At 65.0% G+C, this 19,445-nt stretch carries 13 protein-coding genes; 9 read left to right on the top strand and 4 right to left on the bottom strand.

Going from position 1 to position 19,445, the window contains the following annotated elements; all coding sequences use genetic code 11:
• Nucleotides 1-41 precede the first annotated feature (41 nt).
• On the bottom strand, nucleotides 42-1,184 hold the full coding sequence (locus BFL43_RS13115; protein WP_084892997.1) for an 8-amino-7-oxononanoate synthase: 1,143 nt from the start codon (nucleotides 1,182-1,184) through the stop codon (nucleotides 42-44).
• Between the two features lie 52 nt (nucleotides 1,185-1,236).
• Nucleotides 1,237-2,544, bottom strand: a complete 1,308-nt coding sequence (locus BFL43_RS13120; RefSeq protein WP_084892976.1) for an adenosylmethionine--8-amino-7-oxononanoate transaminase — start codon at nucleotides 2,542-2,544, stop codon at nucleotides 1,237-1,239.
• Nucleotides 2,545-2,671: 127 nt separating this feature from the next.
• On the opposite strand from BFL43_RS13120, the gene BFL43_RS13125 reads away from it, so the two are divergent.
• From BFL43_RS13125 to xylB, 4 genes are all read left to right on the top strand, one after another.
• Entirely contained in the window at nucleotides 2,672-4,948 is a 2,277-nt protein-coding gene (locus tag BFL43_RS13125) for an acyltransferase family protein (protein ID WP_084892977.1), read from the top strand.
• Nucleotides 4,949-5,199: 251 nt separating this feature from the next.
• Nucleotides 5,200-7,488 carry a glycogen debranching protein GlgX gene (gene glgX / locus BFL43_RS13130; RefSeq protein WP_240498229.1) on the top strand — a complete coding sequence of 763 codons (2,289 nt, stop codon included), beginning with the start codon at nucleotides 5,200-5,202 and terminating at the stop codon, nucleotides 7,486-7,488.
• A 32-nt stretch (nucleotides 7,489-7,520) separates the two neighbouring features.
• Complete coding sequence (gene treY / locus BFL43_RS13135; protein ID WP_084892979.1) at nucleotides 7,521-9,848, top strand: malto-oligosyltrehalose synthase; 2,328 nt, start codon at nucleotides 7,521-7,523, stop codon at nucleotides 9,846-9,848.
• Nucleotides 9,849-9,850: 2 nt separating this feature from the next.
• On the top strand, nucleotides 9,851-11,248 hold the full coding sequence (gene xylB / locus BFL43_RS13140) for a xylulokinase (protein WP_084892980.1): 1,398 nt from the start codon (nucleotides 9,851-9,853) through the stop codon (nucleotides 11,246-11,248).
• 73 nt (nucleotides 11,249-11,321) lie between these two features.
• Here xylB and BFL43_RS13145 read toward each other — a convergent pair whose 3' ends face one another.
• Nucleotides 11,322-12,797 carry a mannitol dehydrogenase family protein gene (locus BFL43_RS13145; protein WP_084892981.1) on the bottom strand — a complete coding sequence of 492 codons (1,476 nt, stop codon included), beginning with the start codon at nucleotides 12,795-12,797 and terminating at the stop codon, nucleotides 11,322-11,324.
• A gap of 14 nt (nucleotides 12,798-12,811) precedes the next feature.
• Entirely contained in the window at nucleotides 12,812-13,831 is a 1,020-nt protein-coding gene (locus BFL43_RS13150) for an NAD(P)-dependent alcohol dehydrogenase (RefSeq protein ID WP_084892998.1), read from the bottom strand.
• 120 nt (nucleotides 13,832-13,951) lie between these two features.
• Here BFL43_RS13150 and BFL43_RS13155 point away from each other — a divergent pair, with 120 nt between their 5' ends.
• Genes BFL43_RS13155 through ugpC form a run of 5 tightly spaced genes read left to right on the top strand, consistent with a single transcriptional unit; the run spans nucleotide 13,952 to nucleotide 19,315 of the window.
• On the top strand, nucleotides 13,952-14,944 hold the full coding sequence (locus BFL43_RS13155) for a sugar-binding domain-containing protein (protein WP_240498228.1): 993 nt from the start codon (nucleotides 13,952-13,954) through the stop codon (nucleotides 14,942-14,944).
• Entirely contained in the window at nucleotides 14,944-16,350 is a 1,407-nt protein-coding gene (locus BFL43_RS13160) for a sugar ABC transporter substrate-binding protein (protein ID WP_084892982.1), read from the top strand. The genes BFL43_RS13155 and BFL43_RS13160 overlap by 1 nt, the downstream gene beginning before the upstream one ends.
• Before the next feature lie 4 nt (nucleotides 16,351-16,354).
• Nucleotides 16,355-17,314, top strand: a complete 960-nt coding sequence (locus tag BFL43_RS13165) for a sugar ABC transporter permease (protein ID WP_084892983.1) — start codon at nucleotides 16,355-16,357, stop codon at nucleotides 17,312-17,314.
• A complete protein-coding gene (locus tag BFL43_RS13170; RefSeq protein WP_084892984.1) occupies nucleotides 17,314-18,189 on the top strand; it encodes a carbohydrate ABC transporter permease in 876 nt (291 codons plus the stop codon). Before BFL43_RS13165 ends, BFL43_RS13170 begins: the two co-directional genes overlap by 1 nt.
• 16 nt (nucleotides 18,190-18,205) lie before the next feature.
• Complete coding sequence (ugpC, locus tag BFL43_RS13175) at nucleotides 18,206-19,315, top strand: sn-glycerol-3-phosphate ABC transporter ATP-binding protein UgpC (protein WP_084892985.1); 1,110 nt, start codon at nucleotides 18,206-18,208, stop codon at nucleotides 19,313-19,315.
• The last annotated feature ends 130 nt before the right edge of the window (nucleotides 19,316-19,445 follow it).

A 19,445-nucleotide genomic window follows, 5' to 3' on the forward strand; every position in this document is an offset into this window, starting at 1 on the left:
CACGCTCGACGGCGTTTTCGGCACGCTCGACGGGAGACATGTCAGATCTCGGCGAGCACGGAGTTGACCACCTCGGCCACGTTCGTGATGTCGTCGTCTGTGAGGTCGGCGCGGACCGTCAGCCGCAGTCGCGACGTGCCCGGCGGGACCGACGGCGGCCGGAAACAGCCGACGAGGACTCCACGGTCTCGGCACCGCTGGGCGGCGTCGAGGGCGCGGGCCGGGTCGCCGAGGACGATCGAGACCACGGCGGCCTCCGGCACTTCTCCGCCGCACAGTTGGGCCAGGCGCGCGGCATTCGACCGCACGCGGACCGCGAGTTCAGGGCGGTGCCGCAACAGGGTCAACGCCGCCTGCGCGGCACCGACGGCCGCCGGGGCGAGGCCGGTGTCGAAGATGAAGCTCCGGGCGCGGTCGATGAGGTGATCGCGGACTGCTGCCGATCCGAGCACCACTCCCCCTTGAGAGCCCAGCGACTTGGACAGCACCGCGGTGGCAACGAGATCAGGGGCTCCGGACAGTCCCGCCTCGTGCAGGACACCGCGCCCCCCGGCACCGCGGATGCCCAGCGCGTGAGCCTCGTCCACGAGCAGGACGGCGTTGTGGTCGCGGGCGGCGGCATACAGCTGCGTCACCGGGGCGATGGCACCGTCGATGGAATACACGGAGTCGGTGACCACCATGGCGCGCTCTTCGGTCCGCTCGTCGAGCTCGCGCCGGACCGCATCGTGGTCACCGCGATCGACCACCACCACGCGTGCACGCGAAAGACGGCATCCGTCGATCAACGACGCATGTGCGCCACCATCGCTGACGATCAGGTCACCGCGGCCCATGAGCGCTGACACGGCCCCGACGTTCCCCAGATAGCCGGACGAGAACACAAGCGCAGACTCGTACTCCAGGAAAGCCGCGAGGTCGGCCTCGAGTTCGGAGTGCAACGTGGTCGTGCCGGTCACCAGCCGCGACGACGTGGCCCCGCCACCCCACCGCTCGAGAGCGTCGCGCGCACCCGCGATCACAGACGGTTCGCGGGACAGCCCGAGATAGTCGTTGGACGCCAGGTTGAGCAGGTCACTCTCGGCAGCGCGCGGCACCAACGTGCGATGCAGGCCCGCGGCCGCGCGCACATCCGCGGCCTCGTCAAGCCAGCTGAGCGCGGTCGCCGTATCGGAAGATGTCATCGGATTCACTGCCCAAGAGCGTCTCACAGGCGACGATGTCACCTCTCACCCACTATGGCTGCCGGACACCCGCTCGCCGAACCGGCCCGGTCACCGCCGCTACCGCCGCGCCGATACCACCGATGATGGCGTCGAGGTCATCATCGGAGCAGATGAAAGGCGGCATCGTGTAGATGAGGTCGCGGAAAGGCCGCAACCAGACGCCCGCGTCGACCGCGGCATCCGTCGCCGGGCCCATGTCGACCGGCTGCTCCAACTGCACGACGCCGATCGCGCCTTTCACCCGGACCTCTCGCACCCCCGGCAGCTCGGCCAACGGGGCCAGTCCGGTGGTCAAACGTTCTTCGATACGCGCCACCCGCTGTTGCCACGGCGAGGCCAGCAACAGTTCGGTCGATGCCAGGGCCACCGCACACGTCAGCGGATTGGCCATGAAGGTCGGGCCGTGCGCCAGCACCCCGACCTCCGAGCGGGAGATGGTCTCGGCGATGGCACGGGTACACAGTGTCGCGGCCATCGACAGGTATCCGCCGGTGAGCGCCTTGCCCAGACACATGATGTCGGGCGACACCCCGGCATGATTCGCGGCGAACAGCGCACCGGTGCGGCCGAACCCGGTGGCGATCTCATCGAAGATGAGCAGCAGTCCGTGTTCGTCACAGATCCGGCGCAGCTCGGTCAGATAACGCGCGTCGTGGAATCTCATGCCGCCGGCGCCTTGCACAACCGGTTCCACGATGACCGCGGCGAGCTCGCCTGAGTGTTCGGCGACCGCATTCTCCAGATGTGTGACGTAGTCGGCCGAGAACCCTGCGGGGGGTGCGTCTGCGAACACCTGCGGGGTCAACACGTCGGTCCACAGGGTGTGCATTCCACCTTCGGGATCGCAGACGCTCATCGGTGTGAACGTGTCCCCGTGATATCCGCCGCGCCAGGTCAGCAGCCGGGTACGCCGCGACTCGCCGCGTGCCCGCCAGTACTGCAGCGCCATCTTCACCGCCACCTCCACCGAGACCGATCCCGAGTCACAGAAGAAGACGGTGCGCAATGGCTCCGGCGTGATGTCGACGAGGACTTCGGCCAGCCGAGCTGCCGGTTCGTGGGTCAGACCGCCGAACATGACGTGTGCCATCGCGTCGAGCTGGCGGCGCGCGGCCTCGTCGAGAACCGGATGGGCGTAGCCGTGGATCGCAGCCCACCACGAACTCATCCCGTCGACGACGGTTGTCCCGTCCGCGAACGTCAGCCGCACTCCGGCCGCAGACCGCACCACCCGCGGCGCGGGATCCGGGTGCGGCAAAGTCCCGTAGGGATGCCAGATCAACTCGGAATCGAGGCGCACTATCTCCTGCGCCGACATCGGCGCTCGGGGGTTAGGGAACTCGGGCAATGGGGGCACTGCTCCACCCTAGAGAGCCCCGTGCGGCGTTCCCGGCCGGGGATTCTAAGCAAGAGCAGGTACATTACGTGCCGGAACAGCCAACCCGATGCTGGGAAGCAACACATCTTTCAGCGCAACCGGACAAGTGAGACACAACCAGTTGACAGCCTCGCCCAGTGTGGAAAGTCGGCCGCCGTCGGTCCCCGCCGACACCGTGCCCTCGTATCGCACTGATCTCGACGGCCTTCGCGGCCTCGCCATCGTGCTGGTGGCGTGCTTCCACATCTGGTTCGGACGGGTCTCCGGCGGCGTCGATGTCTTCCTCACCCTTTCCGGCTACTTCTTCGTCGGATCGCTGCTCCGCCACGTGATCGTCAGCCAGGACGATCGCGCGACGCTCTGGCACACCGTCAATCCGACAAAGCGACTCACCCGACTCGCCAGACGACTACTGCCGGCACTGGTGGCCATCCTCATCGTGATCAGCCTGGGCACGTTGCTGATCTTCCCCGAGACGAGATGGGTGTCGACCGGCAAAGAGGTCATCGCAAGCCTCTTCTACTACCAAAACTGGCATCTGGCGTTCAATTCGCAGGACTACACCGCGGCGAGCTCGGCCAACAGCCCCCTCCAGCATCTGTGGTCGATGTCGGTGCAGGGTCAGTTCTTCGTCATCACGATGCTCACCGCCCTCGCGTTCGCGGGTGCGATCAAGTTGCTGGTGCGGGCCGGCGTGAAGAAGCTGGCCGATCCGACCGTGATCCGGGTCGTGGTGTTCCTCGCCATCCTCGGCGTCGCCGCTGTGTCCTTCTACTGGGCTCACATGCGCATGGAGGTCAACCAGCAGTTCAACTACTACGACACCATCTCCCGCGCATGGGAACCGCTCGCCGGCGGGCTGCTTGCGATCTGGATGCCGAAGTGGCGGGTACCCAACGCCATCCGCAGCCTGGTGGCCATCGTCGCTCTGGGCATGATCATCACCTGCGGGTGGTGGATCGTCGGGGTCGAGCAGTATCCGGGCCCCTGGGCGCTGGTCCCCGTGTTGTCGACCCTCGCCATCATCTGGGCCGGCGCGACAGGCCTGCAGCACGGTCCGAAGACGGATCAGCCCACGATCAACCAGGGGCTCTCGACCCGGCAGATGGTGTGGCTCGGTTCCATCTCCTACGCGCTGTACCTCTGGCACTGGCCGCTGCTGATCTTCTATCTGACATGGCGGGACAAGAACCACGCCTCGATCGTCGAGGGCACCGTACTGATCGCGGTGTCGATCGCGATGGCCTGGCTGACCAAGCGGTACATCGAAGAGCCGCTCCGTGCGCCGCGATCGGTGTCCATCCACAAAGAGTCACCGCCTCACAAGGGCAGTCCGACTCGGCACCACCAGGCGGCCCACGCCGCACCGGTCAACCAGTGGCGCGCACGGATGCTGAACTACACCACCGTGGTCACGACGATGCTGGCCGTCGGCGCAATTCTGATGACCGTGGGTTTCAAGGCCTGGGACTACCACGTCGAACACATGACCGTGGACACGACAAATCTCGACCCGCGGGTGTATCCGGGAGCGCGGGCGCTGCTCGAGAACGCACCGGTCCCCCACGTCGACCCGCAACCCTCGCCGCTGCAGGTCGTCAAGGATCTGCCCGCGACGTCGTTCAACGGTCATATCAGCGACTTCAAGGACGACGGTGTGCACGTCGGTGTCTACGGGGATCCGTTGGCCACCAAAACGATTGCGCTTGCCGGAGGGTCGCATGCGGAGATGTGGATCACCGCTCTCGACATCCTCGGCAAACAGAACCACTTCAAGATCAAGACGTACTTGAAGATGGGCTGCCCGCTCTCGACAGAACTGGTTCCGAAACAGGCCGGTGTGCCATACCCGCAATGTCACGACTGGGTCGAGAAGGTGGTGCCCCAGATCATCGCCGACAGACCCGATGCGGTGTTCACCAACTCCACGCGCCCTCGGGACTTCGAGCCGGGTGACTGGGTTCCCGACGACTACCTGCCGATTTTCGACCAGTTCGGCGAGGCCGGCATCCCGGTGCTCGGCATCCGCGACACGTCGTGGCCGCACAACGGCGAGGGGTCGATCAACACCCCGGACTGTCTTTCGAACAACGATGTCGATGAGTGCTCCACGTCGCGCGCGTCATCGTTCGCCCCCACGAATCCCACTCAGGACATCGTGCAAGATCACCCGAACGTGCTGCCCCTCGACCTCACCGACGGAATGTGCAACGAAACACAGTGCCCCGCAGTAGTGGGAAACATCATCGTCTACCACGACCTCCACCACCTCAGCGCGACGTTCGTCCGTAGCCTGATCCCGGAATTGCAGCGGCAGATGCAGGCCGCGCTGCCCTGGACCTGATCACCACATTCACGGCCGGTCCGCGCTGATGCACCCCGGTGCGCTGGACATGCCACCCGCTCCGCCGACAAGTAGGGTCAAGCCATGAAAAATCGAGGGTGCAGATGACGCCGCCCGAGAGTGGTGCGCACGCCGGGGTCACCGGCGCTCGAGCGCACACCGACCTGGTCGACCCGGCGGCCACCGCCGCTTCGCCCGACTCCGCCAACGGTTCCACCAACGGAGCAAGCCACGCCGTCGCCGCCGAGCTGATGGTGTGGCCGGGCACCGCTTATCCATTGGGCGCCACGTTCGATGGCGCCGGCACGAACTTCTCCCTGTTCTCCGAGGTCGCCACCAAGGTCGAGTTGTGCTTGATCGGCAAGGACAATTCGGAGACCCGAATCTCGCTCGACGAGGTCGATGGGTACGTCTGGCACGCGTACCTGCCTTCGATCTCACCGGGCCAGATGTACGGCTACCGGGTGCACGGTCCCTACGACCCGCGGCAGGGTTTGCGTTGCGACCCTTCGAAATTGCTCGTCGACCCTTACGGTAAGGCGTTTCACGGCGAGTTCGACGGCGACGCCTCCCTGTATTCCTATCCAATCGTGCTCGAGACCCCCAAGGCCGAGCCGGCGGAGCCCGAGACGTCCTCCGTCCCTTCAGATGTCGACGAGGTGACAGTCACCGTCGACGACGATGACTCCGACGCCGCCGCGACCGACGACGACAGCGACTCCGCCCTGGAGCAAGCCGTCGTCGAGCCCGCCCCGACACCTGAGCCGCCAGATCCCTTGTTCGGCGAGCCGCCGCGGCTCGATTCGTTGGGGCACACCATGACCTCGGTCGTGATCAATCCGTTCTTCGACTGGCAGCACGACCGGGCACCGAACCGGCCGTACTACGAGACCGTCATCTACGAGGCCCACGTCAAGGGCATGACCGCGACGCATCCCGAGGTCCCGGAACAACTCCGCGGCACCTACGCGGGGCTCGCGCATCCGGCGATCATCGACCACCTGACCGATCTGGGTGTCACCGCGATCGAACTCATGCCGGTCCATCAGTTCCTGCAGGACCAGACCCTGTTGGACCAGGGTCTCAAAAACTACTGGGGCTACAACAGTTTCGGGTTCATGGCGCCGCATGCCGACTACGCGTCGAACAAAAAGGCCGGCAGCGCCGTCCCCGAGTTCAAGGCGATGGTTCGCGCGTTCCACGAGGCAGGAATCGAGGTCATCCTCGACGTGGTCTACAACCACACCGCCGAGGGGAACCACCGCGGTCCGAGTATCGCGTTCCGCGGGATCGACAACGCCGCCTACTACCGACTTCTCGACGGCGAACCGTGGCACTACATGGATTACACCGGCACCGGCAACAGCCTCAATGTCCGGCATCCACACACGCTCCAGCTGATCATGGACTCGCTGCGGTACTGGGTTCTCGAGATGCACGTCGACGGTTTCCGATTCGACCTCGCCTCCACCCTGGCACGAGAGCTACACGACGTGGACAAGCTGTCCGCGTTCTTCGATCTCGTGCAACAGGATCCGGTGGTCAGCCAGGTCAAGCTGATCGCCGAGCCGTGGGACGTGGGTGAGGGCGGCTACCAGGTCGGCAACTTCCCCGGACTGTGGACCGAGTGGAACGGGCAATACCGCGACACCGTCCGCGATTACTGGCGCGGCGAGCCGGCAACGCTGGGCGAGTTCGCATCCCGGCTCACCGGATCGTCCGACCTGTACGAGGCGACCGGACGCCGCCCCAGCGCGAGCATCAACTTCGTGACCGCGCACGACGGTTTCACATTGCGAGACCTGGTGTCGTACAACGAGAAGCACAACGACGCGAACGGCGAGGACAATCGCGACGGCGAAAGCCACAACAGGTCGTGGAACTGTGGTGTCGAGGGACCGACCGACGATCCGGAGATCGAACGTCTGCGGGCCCGCCAACAGCGGAACATCCTGGCGACCCTCATGCTCAGCCAGGGCACCCCGATGATCGCGCACGGAGATGAGATCGGCCGCACCCAGAACGGCAACAACAACGTCTACTGCCAGGACAGCCCGATCGCCTGGATGGATTGGTCCCTGGCAGAGGAGAACTCAGACCTACTCGCGTTCACCTCGCGCGTCATCGCGCTGCGAACCGCTCATCCGGTGTTCCGCCGCCGCCGATTTTTCGCGGGGCGGCCGATCCGCTCAGGTGATCAGCCACGCGACATCGCCTGGCTGACCCCGGGCGGCGAGGAGATGACCGAGGCCGACTGGGACAGCGGTTTCGGCAAGTCCCTCGCAGTGTTCCTGAATGGATCAGCAATCGGCGAGAAGGATGTCCGCGGCCGGGTCGTGCGGGACGACGACTTCCTGATGTGTTTCAACGCGCACTACGAGCCGATCGAGTTCCGGATACCGACGGCCTTCTACGCCGAGGAGTGGGTCGGTGTACTCGATACCGCCAACTCTGTGGGAGACAGTTCGGTGAGCGCACAAGCCGAGAGCGGCCTACTGGTTAGAGAACGGTCGTTGTTGGTACTCCGCAAGGTGAACTGACCACTCGTATTCGAACAAGCACCGGAGCTCCCATGATCCTGCCGCTCACGGCAACCTATCGGCTTCAGCTACACGCCGGGTTCACGTTCGCCGACGCGATCGAACACCTCGATCACTACGCGGCGCTCGGGGTGAGCCACCTGTACCTGTCACCGATCCAGACCGCGCAGGCCGGGTCGAACCACGGATACGACTGGGTGCCGCCGCCCGAGGTCTCCCCAGCGCTCGGTGGTATCGAGGGACTCCGCGCACTGCGGGCGGCGGCAACGGCGCGAGACATCGGTCTGATCGTCGACATCGTTCCCAACCACACCGGTATCGAAGATCCCCGGCAGAATCCGTGGTGGTGGGATGTGTTGCGGCTGGGTGCCGCATCGGAGTACTCCGGCTATTTCGACATCGACTGGTCGAAAGACAATGGCGCCGAGGGCAAGATCGCCCTCCCCGTCCTCGGTTCCCCCGACGATCTGGGCGCCTTGGATATCGACACCGATGGCAACGAGCCGGAACTCGCCTTCTACGAGCACCGGTTCCCGCTGGCGCCGGGAACCTATGATCCGGCCAACCCGGCGTCGGCCACATCCGTGCATCAGGAGCAGTCGTATCGGTTGGTGCCCTGGAACATCGGTGTCATCGGCTACCGACGGTTCTTCTCGGTCAACGGTCTCGCGGGGCTGCGGCAGGAAGACCCCGCCGTGTACGCCGCCACCCACACCCTCGTTCGGCAACTGGTCGCCGAGGATCTCACGGACGGGATCCGAGTCGATCATCCCGACGGCCTCGCCGACCCGGCCGGTTACCTCGCAAACCTGCGTGCCGACATCGGGCCGGAACGCGTACTGCTGATCGAGAAGATCCTGTCCCGCTCCGAACCGCTCGATCCGTCCCTCCCGGTCGATGGGACCACCGGCTACGAGGTCTTACGCGCCGTCGGCGCAGTACTGGTCGACCCCGAGGGTGAAGGCCCGATGGGCGATCTACACCAGCGCTACAGCAGCGACCGCGGCGACAACCTCTGGTTGGAAGCCACCGAGCGGCACCTCAAACTCTCGATCCTGGACGAGACGTTTCCCGCCGAGAGGGCACGGCTTCGACGAACTCTTGTGGCCACCGCGAACGGCGCCGACGTGCCCGCGGCCGAGGATCTCGACGTCGCGATCGGCGCGGTGGTGGCCGGGCTCGGCGTGTACCGCAGTGACTATCCGGTGCTGTCGGGCACGCTCGAGTCGCTTCTCGACACCGAGAGGAAGCGGCTCCCCGCACTGTCGTCGTCCTTCGATCTGATCGGTTCGGCAGTCACCTCCGATGCAGAGTCGCGGGCACGCCTGGCGCAGGTCTGTGGTGCGGTGACGGCGAAGAGCGTCGAAGACTGCCTCTTCTACCGGACCGCGAGATTGGTCAGCCTGCAAGAGGTCGGTGGCAGCCCTGGGGTCTTCGCGGATTCCCTCGACGACTTCCACCACTTCAACACTGACCGGGCGTCGGCGTGGCCGCGCGCGCTGACCTCATTGTCGACGCACGACACCAAGCGCAGCGAAGACGTCCGGGCGCGGATCGGGTTCCTGTCGCAGATTCCGGAGCGTTGGGCAGAGCTGACCGATCGCTCCCAGGCTCGCAACCCCGCGCCTGCCGGTGTCACCGGATTGTTCCTGCGCCAGAATCTGTTCGGCGTATGGCCGGTGGACGGCGTGATCACAGCGGAGTTACGCGCTCGGATACACGATTACGCGACGAAGGCGATTCGCGAAGGCGGGGTCGGGACCACGTGGACCGAGGTCGACGAGGCCTTCGAATCCGCCGTCCATACCTGGCTGGATCAGATCTTCGACGGCCCGTGCGCCGACGACCTGACCGAACTCGTCCACGACACCCGGCATCACCTCGAGTCCGATGCCGTGGTGCAGAAGGCACTGGCTCTACTCGCCCCTGGTATCCCCGATGTGTACCAGGGCACCGAGTGGTTCGACGATTCGCTGGTCGACCCGGACAATCGACGTCCCGTCGACTACTCGCAGTCGGTGGACCATCCCAAGGTGGCCGTCGTGCGCACCGCGCTGCACCTGCGGCGCCGGCGACCAGACGTGTTCGTGGCCGGTGATTATCACGCCCTGTCGGCGTCCGGTCCCGCCGCAGCCCATGTCGTCGCCTTCGGTCGCGGTGAACGAGGAACCGGCGTCTCGGTGATCGTGGCCGGCTGCCGCTGGACCGCACGACTGGAAGACAGCGACTGGGAGCAGACGACACTCGAGCTTCCCGCAGGCACATGGCGAGAATTGCTGACCGGAGCCGATTTCACCGGTAGCGTGGCGACGGCGCGGCTCGCAACCTCGGTCGCGATTCTCGAGCGCGCTGAGGAGTAGAGATGACGCTGGTCGCCGGAATCGACTCGTCGACCCAGTCCAGCAAGGTTGTGGTGTGCGACACCGAGGACGGCAGGATCGTCCGGTCCGGCAGCGCACCGCATCCGCACGGCACCGAGATCCATCCCGACAGGTGGTGGGACGCGCTGCAGGGAGCGATCGACGACGCCGGCGGCATCGACGACGTCGCCGCGGTGTCGGTGGGAGCGCAGCAACACGGCATGATCTGTCTCGACGAGAACGGCGCGGTGGTCCGAGACGCCTTGCTGTGGAACGACACCCGCTCCGACAGCGCGGCCACCGACCTGATCGACGACCTCGGAGGGCCGAAACCGTGGGTCGATGAAACCGGTCTCCTTCCCGTCGCGTCCTTCACCGTGTCGAAACTGCGATGGCTTGCCGATCACGAGCCCGAGAACGCCGATCGCACCGCCGCGGTGTGCCTTCCCCACGACTGGCTCAGTTGGCGGCTGTCGAGCTCGTCCGACATAGCAGAACTCTGGACTGACCGCAGCGACGCCAGTGGGACCGGCTATTTCAGCGCAGGCACCGGCGAGTATCACGACAACCTCCTGCAATTGGCGCTTCGTGGACGAAGTCCGCTACTTCCTCGCATCGCCGCGCCGTCCGAGACCGCTGCCCGCACCGCCGGCGGTGCAGGCCTCGGCGCAGGGGCAGGCGACAATGCCGCCGCCGCCCTGGCCCTGGGTGCCGGGCCCGGTGATTGTGTTGTGTCGCTGGGCACCTCGGGTGTGGTCAGCGCCGTCGGTGACCGATCCCCTGCCGACTACGACGGACTCGTGGCCGGATTCGCCGATGCGACCGGCAGACAACTGCCGCTGGTCTGCACACTCAACGGCGCACCGGTCCTCGCGGCGGTCGCGGACATGCTCGGCGTAGACCTTCAGACGTTCTCGGACCTCGCGTTGTCGGCACCCCCGGGAGCCGAAGGTCTGTCGTTGGTCCCCTATTTCGAGGGAGAACGATCGCCGAACCTACCGCACACCCGTGGCGCTCTCCACGGGATGACCGGTCGAAATCTGGGCAAGGCCAACATCGCTCGCGCAGGCATCGAAGGTCTGCTGTGCTCACTGCAATACTGCGCCGACCGGATCGTGGAGCAGGGCATCGAGATCAACCGGATCATCCTTGTCGGCGGAGGAGCCAGATCTGCGGCCGTACGTGAGATCGCACCGGCCATTTTCGGCTGCCCCGTCGTCGTGCCGGAGCCCGGCGAGTACGTCGCAGTCGGTGCCGCCCGGCAGGCGGCGTGGACACTGACGAACACCCACGAGCCTCCCGCCTGGACCGCAGCCGCCGAGAGCGTCTACGAGGCCGACCCTGTTCCGGCTGTGTACGAGCAGTACCAGGAGGCCACCGCACTGACCGTCGGCCGCTGAGGCCCGTTCGGCGCTACCAGGGGCACGCTCGACAGAAGCCGCCGAGCGTGCCGAAAACGCCGTCGGGCGTGCCTTATTCGGCGGCCACGAGCTCGCTCAGCGTCTCACGAGCACCCTTGCCGCGCAACGACTCCAGGGTCCAGAGGTACGGTCGGGTGAACCGGTCGTCCTCGGCGAGATCACCGAACAATGCGGTGTTGGCGACGAAGGCCAACGGGTCGTTGCGACTCTTCTTCGCCAGCGGAACCAGCGTCTCCGCGAGTGGATCGACAACATCGATCGGCTCGCCGTTCTCGTCCTCGCCCTCGGCGTAGCGGGTCCAGCTCGCCACCACCGCGGCCGCCAGCCGCACGTCGCCGCCGGTCTTCAACTGACTGGAGATCACCGGCAACAGCCACTTCGGGATTCGGTCCGACGAATCCTGACAGAGTCGCGCAATGGTGTCGCCGATCGCCGGGTTGGAGAATCGTTCGATCAGGGTGTCCATGTACTCGTCCACGTCGACCCCCGGCGCGGGCAGCAGCGTGTGACGGGCCTCGTTGCTCATGTATCCGCGTAACAGGTTGCGCAGCAATGGGTCCTGTGCGGCGTCGTGTACATACCGGTACCCCATCAGGTATCCGAAGTAGCACAGGGCCTGATGGCTTGCGTTGAGCAGGCGCAGCTTCATCAGCTCGTAGGGCCCGACGTCGGACACCACCTGAACACCGACGGTTTCCAGGGCCGGGCGACCATCGGAGAAGGAGTCCTCCAGAACCCACTGCGTGAACGGTTCCGCCACCACGGGCCAGCGATCGGCGACGCCGGTGCGCTCGAGGACCTCGGTCAGCAACTCGGGCGCGGTCGCGGGGGTGATGCGGTCGACCATGGAGTTGGGGAAGCAGGTGTGTTCGGACATCCACGCCGCCAACTCCGGATCTTTGAGCTCGGCAAACGCGGTGAATGTCTTACGGGCGATATCGCCGTTGCCCTGGATGTTGTCGCAGGACATCACCGTGAAAGAGGGCAAACCCTGCGCTCGACGCCGCTCCAGAGCCGCGATCACCAGCCCGAACGTCGTAGCGGGGATCGCGTCCTCTGTCAGGTCTGCGACGATCGCCGGATTCGATTCGTCGAACTCGCCCGTCGTCGCCGAGAAGTTGTAGCCACCCTCGGTCACGGTGAGCGAGACGATTCGGGTTTCCGGCGCGGCCAACTTTGCCACCACCGCCTCTGGATCGTCGGGGGCATAGAGGTATTCGGCGATCGACCCGATCACCGACGTCTCGACAGTGCCGTCGGGATGTTTGAGGGTCAGGGTGTACAGACCGTCCTGCGGAACCAGCGCGTCCCGCATCCGCGCGTCGCTCGGCAACACCCCGACGCCACAGATCGCCCACGCGCGGGAATCAGCTGCGGCGGTGAGCAACCGGTCGATGTACATCGCCTGGTGGGCGCGATGAAATCCCCCCACGCCGAAATGCACGATGCCGCATGTCAGCTCGCCGCGCAGATACGCCGGGGTCGCGATGGTCGTGATGTCGGCCAGGTGTGCGTTGTCCAGTGTCATTGCCTGCCAACTCCTTAGGACGGGGATCCGGTGCGACCCGGGTAAATGACCGCCTTGATACTGCCCGGCGCGCGGTCGGCATCGAGGGCCTGCGCCACGTCGTCGAGTCCGAAACGTGCGGTGACCATCGCGTCGAGGTCCACCTTGCCCGACGTCACCAGAGCCCGTGCGGCCGGCCACGTGTTCGCGTATCGGAACACCCCGGTGATGATGAGCTCCCGGTTCTGGATCAACGCCACCGGGAAGGTCATGGTCGACGACGATCCCATACCGACCAGCACAACCCGCCCACCGGGACGCACCGATGCGATGCCGGCAAGGATGGCCGGTTCCGCGCCGGACGCGTCGATGAAGGAGTCCGCGTCGAGGGCGACGGGCAGCTCATCTGGACCGACTGCCGTGGTGGCGCCGAAACGCAGCGCGGCAGCGCAGCGCTCCGGATTGATGTCGGTGACGACGACTTCGGCCGCCCCGGCCGCACTCGCGACCTGCGCGCAGAGCAGGCCCACCGGTCCTGCGCCGGCGATCAGCACCCGGTCGCCCACCCCGACAGCCGCTTTACGGGTCGCAGCGATCGCGACCGACAGGGGCTCGAACAGTGCTGCGGCCTCATCGCTCACCGAATCGGGTATCGAATGAGCAAAGGCCGAACCGATCAGAACGTACTCCGCCAACGCTCCGTCGACGGGCGGCGTCGCGTAGAAGCGCATGTGCGGACAAAGGTTGTATTCGCCGCGGCGGCTCGGTGCGCTGTCGGGATCCGGTTGCTGCGGTTCGATCGAAACGCGCTCACCGATTCGGTCTACCGGTACGCCTGCTCCCACCGAGACGATTCGACCTGCGGCTTCGTGGCCGAGTACGAGGGGGGCGGTGACGACATAGTCGCCGATACGGCCGTGCCGGTAGTAGTGCGCGTCGGAACCGCACACGCCGACGGCGCTGACCTGGATCAACACCTGACCTGAGTCCGGGGACGGGACGTCTCGCCGTTCGAGGATCAACTCGCCAGGGGCCGTCAGCACACTGGCTCTCATCGTCGTCGGCAGCATGTCACTTTCCTCCAAGGGTGTTGCGTGCGTCACAGCTGGGATGTTAGCTTACTGAGCATATCCACGACTAGTGAGCATATGCTCACGATCTAGCGAGGAGGGCGCGTGAACGCGTCACCACTTGAGCCATCCGTCGACACAGGTCAAGACCTGCGCCTGCTGGTCCGTGCGGCCACGATGTACCACCTCGAAGGGCTCACACAGGCCGAGGTGGCCGGTCGTCTCGGACTCTCGCGTCCGACGGCCGGACGTCTCATCGCCCGGGCCCGCGCTCAGGGCCTGGTGCGTGTGGTCATCGATGCACCCCCGCACCTCGCCGGATCCATCCACACCGACGAAGAACGCGAGATCGAGTCGCTGTTCGGGCTCGACGAAGTCCTGATCATCGATCAGTCCGCCGACGGAACACCCACCGGCAACGCCGCACTCGGGAGAGCCGGTGCCTCGGTGCTGACCCGGCGACTACTTCCCTCCGACACACTGGGATTCACGTGGGGTCCCGAGACCGTCGCGGTCGCGGATTCTCTCGGATCGCGCGCAGCGAACTGCCGGCGCGTGGTCCAGATGGACGGTTCGATGACATCGGTGGAATATCACACCGGCGTCGACCACGCGCTGTCCCGTTTTGCCGAGCGGCTCGGCGCCCAGCCACTTCGTCTGATGGCACCGCTGTACGCCGACGCCGAGACCGTCACCGCGATGCGCCGGGACTCGATCCTCTCCCAATCCCTGGGTGCCGCGGACGAAGCCGACGTCATGGTGTTCGGCGTCGGTTCGGTCTCCACGTCGACGACTCTCTTCGAAGGCGCCTACCTCGATGCGGCGGTCCTCGACGAACTGGCCGGCCTGGACGCGGTCGGTGAAATCGGCGGCCGGTTCTACGACGTACACGGCACCGCGGTCGAGTCCTCACTCGTCGACCGCACGGTGTCGGTCTCCCTGGACGCCGTTCGTGGCTGCCGCACAACCATTCTCGTATCCGGTGGAGCGCACCGCCAAGAGTCGATTCTGGGCGCCGTGCGCGGCGGACTGGCCACCACATTGGTGACCGATCTGACTTGCGCACGTTGGCTCATCTCGCAACAGGAAGGTCAATGATGACTGGTTCACCCAAGCGCGACGCTTACGGCGCCGACCCGTCGCCGGGCCACCGCCGGCGTTGGCGACGACTTCTTGCCCCACTTGCCCTCGCATCGACGGTTGCGTTGACCGCTACCGCCTGTGCCGGCGCCGGATCCTTCACCGACGGTGGCAGTGAAGCAGTCACCATCGCCTTGGTGTCCAACTCGCAGATGACTGACGCGATTTCACTGTCTCCTCAGTTCGAGAAGGAAAATCCCGGTATCAAACTCAAGTTCGTCACCCTCTCCGAGAACGAGGCCCGGGCGAAGATCACCGCTTCCGTCGCAACCGGCGGCGGAGAGTTCGACGTCGTCATGATCAGCAACTACGAGACCGCGACCTGGGCCGAGAACGGTTGGTTGGTCAATCTCACCCCGTACATGGTCTCGAGCCCCGGGTACGACCAGGACGACTTCATCCCCACCCTTCGCGAGGCACTCTCCTACGAAGGGAACATGTACTCGGCGCCGTTCTACGGCGAATCGTCGTTCCTGATGTACAACAAGCAGATGCTCGCGGACGCGGGTATCACCATGCCTGCGGAGCCGACCTGGCCCGAAGTGCAAGAGGCCGCCAAGAAGCTCAACACCGACGGCGTCTCGGGGATCTGTCTGCGCGGCAAGCCGGGTTGGGGTGAGACCTTGGCACCCCTCGACACCGTGATCAACGCCTTCGGTGGCCGATGGTTCGACGAGGACTGGAACGCGCAACTCGACAGCCCCCAGGTGAAAGAAGCCGTGCAGTTCTACGTCGACACCGTACGTCAGTACGGCGAACCCGGAGCTGCCTCAACAGGTTTCCAGGAATGCGCCAACTTGATGTCACAAGGTCAGGTCGCCATGTGGTACGACGCCACGTCGGCGGTGTCGGTCCTCGAGAGCCCTGAAGACAGCAATATCGCAGGCAATGTCGGGTATTCGATGGCGCCGAGTATGGCCAAGGGCGACAACGGTTGGCTCTACGCCTGGTCGCTCGGCATCCCCGAGAGCAGCAAGAAGAAGGACGACGCCTGGAAGTTCATCGAATGGATGACCAGCAAGGACTACATCAAGACGGTGGCCGAGCAATTGGGTGCCGCGAGCGTCCCGCCCGGAAGTCGACTCTCGACGTACGACCTCCCGCAGTACAAGGAGATATCAGGTGCATTCGCCGAGCCGACACTGAACGCGATGCAGTCCGCCGACCAGACAAAACCGACCGTGGACCCGGTGCCGTACACCGGAATCCAGTTCCTGGCCATCCCCGAGTTCCAAGACTTCGGCACGCGGGTCAGTCAACAGATCAGTGCGGCGATCGCCGGCCAGATCACTGTCGACGAGGCGCTCGAGCAGTCCCAGAAGTACGCCGAGGTAGTCGGCGAGTCCTACAAGAAGGAGCAGTGAGGACATGGCCACCGCACTCGCCGAGCGCAACACAGAGCCCGAGCCCGCATCACCGCCGATAAAGTCCAAACGCGATCAGATCTCGCGCGCCGAGGGCTGGCGCCGACGGGGTCCGCTGCTGCCTGCGTTGATCTTCATGATCATCGTCACGCAGATTCCGTTCATCGTGACGCTGTACTACTCGACCCAGTCATGGAACCTGGTCCGTCCCGGTTCCCGAGAGTTCAACTGGCTCAACAACTACGTGGATGTCTTCACCGACAGCCAGTTCCGCACCGTCGCCCTGAACACCGTCATCCTGATCGTCGGGACCGTGGTCATCTCCGTCGTGCTGGGCTTGTTCTTCGCAATCCTGCTCGACCGCAAGTTCATCGGCCGCAGCATCGTCCGAACCCTGTTGATCACACCGTTCCTGGTCACGCCGGTCGCGGCCGCACTGCTGTGGAAGACCAGCTTGCTCTCCCCCACCAACGGTCTGGTCAACTGGGCGTTGAGCCCCTTCGGGCTCGGCGACGTCGACTGGCTCAGCGAGTTCCCCCTCGCGAGTGTCATGGCCGAATTGGTCTGGCAGTGGACACCGTTCATGATGCTGCTGATCCTGGCCGGCCTGCAGTCGATGCCCAAGGACATCCAGGAGGCGGCCCGCGTCGACGGCGCCACCAGCGTCCGCCTCTTCCGGGAACTGACGCTGCCGCACCTGCGGCGGTTCATCGAACTCGGTTCGGTGCTCGGGGCCATCTACCTGGTCAACACCTTTGACGCGGTCTACATGATGACCGCAGGCGGACCCGGAGTCGCCAGTTCGAACCTGCCCTTCTACATCTACCAGCGCGCCTTCCTCGGCTTCGACGTCGGACAGGCCGCAGCCATGGGCGTCGTGACGGTCGTCGCGACCATCATCCTGTCGAGCCTGGCCCTACGCCTGATCTTCAAGAGCTTCAGCGGAAAAGAGGAGGCAGCCTGATGTCCACGACACTGAACAAGCCACCGGCACAAACGCATACCGACATCAAGGACATCAAGAAGAGGCGCAATACCGGCGGAAGCCTGCTGACCGTCTTCACCTGGCTCATCGCCATCGGGTTCTTCTTCCCGGTCGCCTGGATGGTGCTCACGGCATTCAAACAGGAGAGCGACGCCGCGACCAATCCCCCGACGTTCTTCTTCACCCCGACCCTCGACCAGTTCAAGGCGGTCTTCGACGCCGGGGTCGGTACCGCACTGCTCAACTCGCTGTTCGTGACCACCGTGTCCACGATCTTCGTTCTGCTACTGGGTGTTCCGGCCGCGTTCGCGTTGTCGCTGCGACCGGTCAAGAAGACCAGCGACGCGCTGTTCTTCTTCATCAGCACCAAAATGCTGCCGGTGGTCGCGGTGATCATCCCGCTCTACGTGATCGTCGGGCAGATCGGCATGCTCGACAACGTCTGGACGCTGATCATTCTCTACACCTCGATGAACCTCCCGATCGCGGTGTGGATGATGCGATCGTTCTTCCTCGAGGTCCCCAGCGAACTGCTGGAGGCCGCCGAGATCGACGGTGCCAGCCTGTGGACCTCGGTCCGCGAGGTCATCCTCCCGTTGATCTCCCCCGGCATCGCCGCCACCGCACTGATCTGCGTGATCTTCTCGTGGAATGAGTTCTTCTTAGCGGTGAACATGACCGCCGTCAACGCCCAGACCATGCCGGTGGCACTGACCGGCTTCATGTCCGGGCAGGGCCTGTTCTGGGCCCAACTCTCCGCCGCCTCCGTGATCGCCGCCCTGCCGGTCGTCATCTGCGGCTGGATCGCCCAAAACAAACTCGTCCGCGGCCTCTCCTTCGGCGCCATCAAATAAACAGGAGCACACAATCATGGCAACCATCAGCTACGAAAACGCCTGCTGCGTCTACCCCGGCGCCGACTCACTGGCCGTCGACTCCCTCAACCTCGACATCGAAGACGGCGAGTTCGTCGTCCTCGTCGGCCCATCCGGTTCCGGCAAGTCGACCGCCCTACGCATGCTCGCCGGCCTCGAAGAGATCGACAGCGGCGCCATCAAGATCGGCGGCGACAACATGGTCGGCGTGGCGCCCAAAGACCGCGACATCGCCATGGTCTTCCAGAACTACGCCCTCTACCCCAACAAGACCGTCGGCGAGAACATGGGATTCGCACTCAAGATGCGCGGTGTCGGCCTCGAAGAACGCAAGCGCAAGGTCGCCGAGGCCGCCAAAGTCCTCGACCTCACCGAGTACCTCGACCGCAAACCCGGAAAACTCTCCGGTGGTCAGCGCCAACGCGTGGCGATGGGCCGCGCGATCGTCCGCGAACCACAGGTCTTCTGCATGGACGAGCCGCTCTCGAACCTCGACGCCAAACTGCGTGTGCAGACCCGCACCCAGATCGCGGCACTACAGCGGCGGCTCGGCACCACCACCGTCTACGTCACCCATGACCAAGTCGAGGCGATGACCATGGGCGACCGGGTCGCAGTGCTCAAAAAGGGTGTTCTGCAGCAGTTCAGCACACCCACCGAGCTCTACGACCGCCCGAAGAACGCCTTCGTCGCCGGGTTCATCGGCTCCCCCGCGATGAACCTGTTCACCGCACCAGTACGCGACGGCAGAGTCTCGGTCGCCGGCGCCACCATCGATCTCGACGCCGACTCGACAACCCTGCTGGAGAAGTCAGGGCTGCACGAGGTCACTGTCGGCATCCGTCCCGAGGAACTCTCCCTCGGTGACGGCGGCGAAGGCCTCGGTGTCACCGTGGCCCTGATGGAAGAACTCGGCAGCGAGACCTACGTTTACGCCACCCTCGAGGACCAGAACGTCCGCAGCCTCGAAGGCGGCCCGCTGACCCTGGTCGCCCGATCGGGACAACGATCACCGGCAAAACTGGGTGAGGCTGTGCGGCTTCGGCAGAACAGCGGCAAGGTACACCTCTTTCACCCCGAGACCGGGGAGCGCATCAGCCTCTGATCGAAGACAAACCCACCCGAATCAGTCAAACCCACCTGTTGCACCCTCCCTGCCACCCTGGTTGTAAGGGGACTGTCTGAATAACGGTTGATCCGGTCATTGGTTCAACACGCCGAGCTGAGCTTGGCGG

Source organism: Williamsia sp. 1135 (genome assembly GCF_002095395.1).
Taxonomy (GTDB): Bacteria; Actinomycetota; Actinomycetes; order Mycobacteriales; family Mycobacteriaceae; genus Williamsia.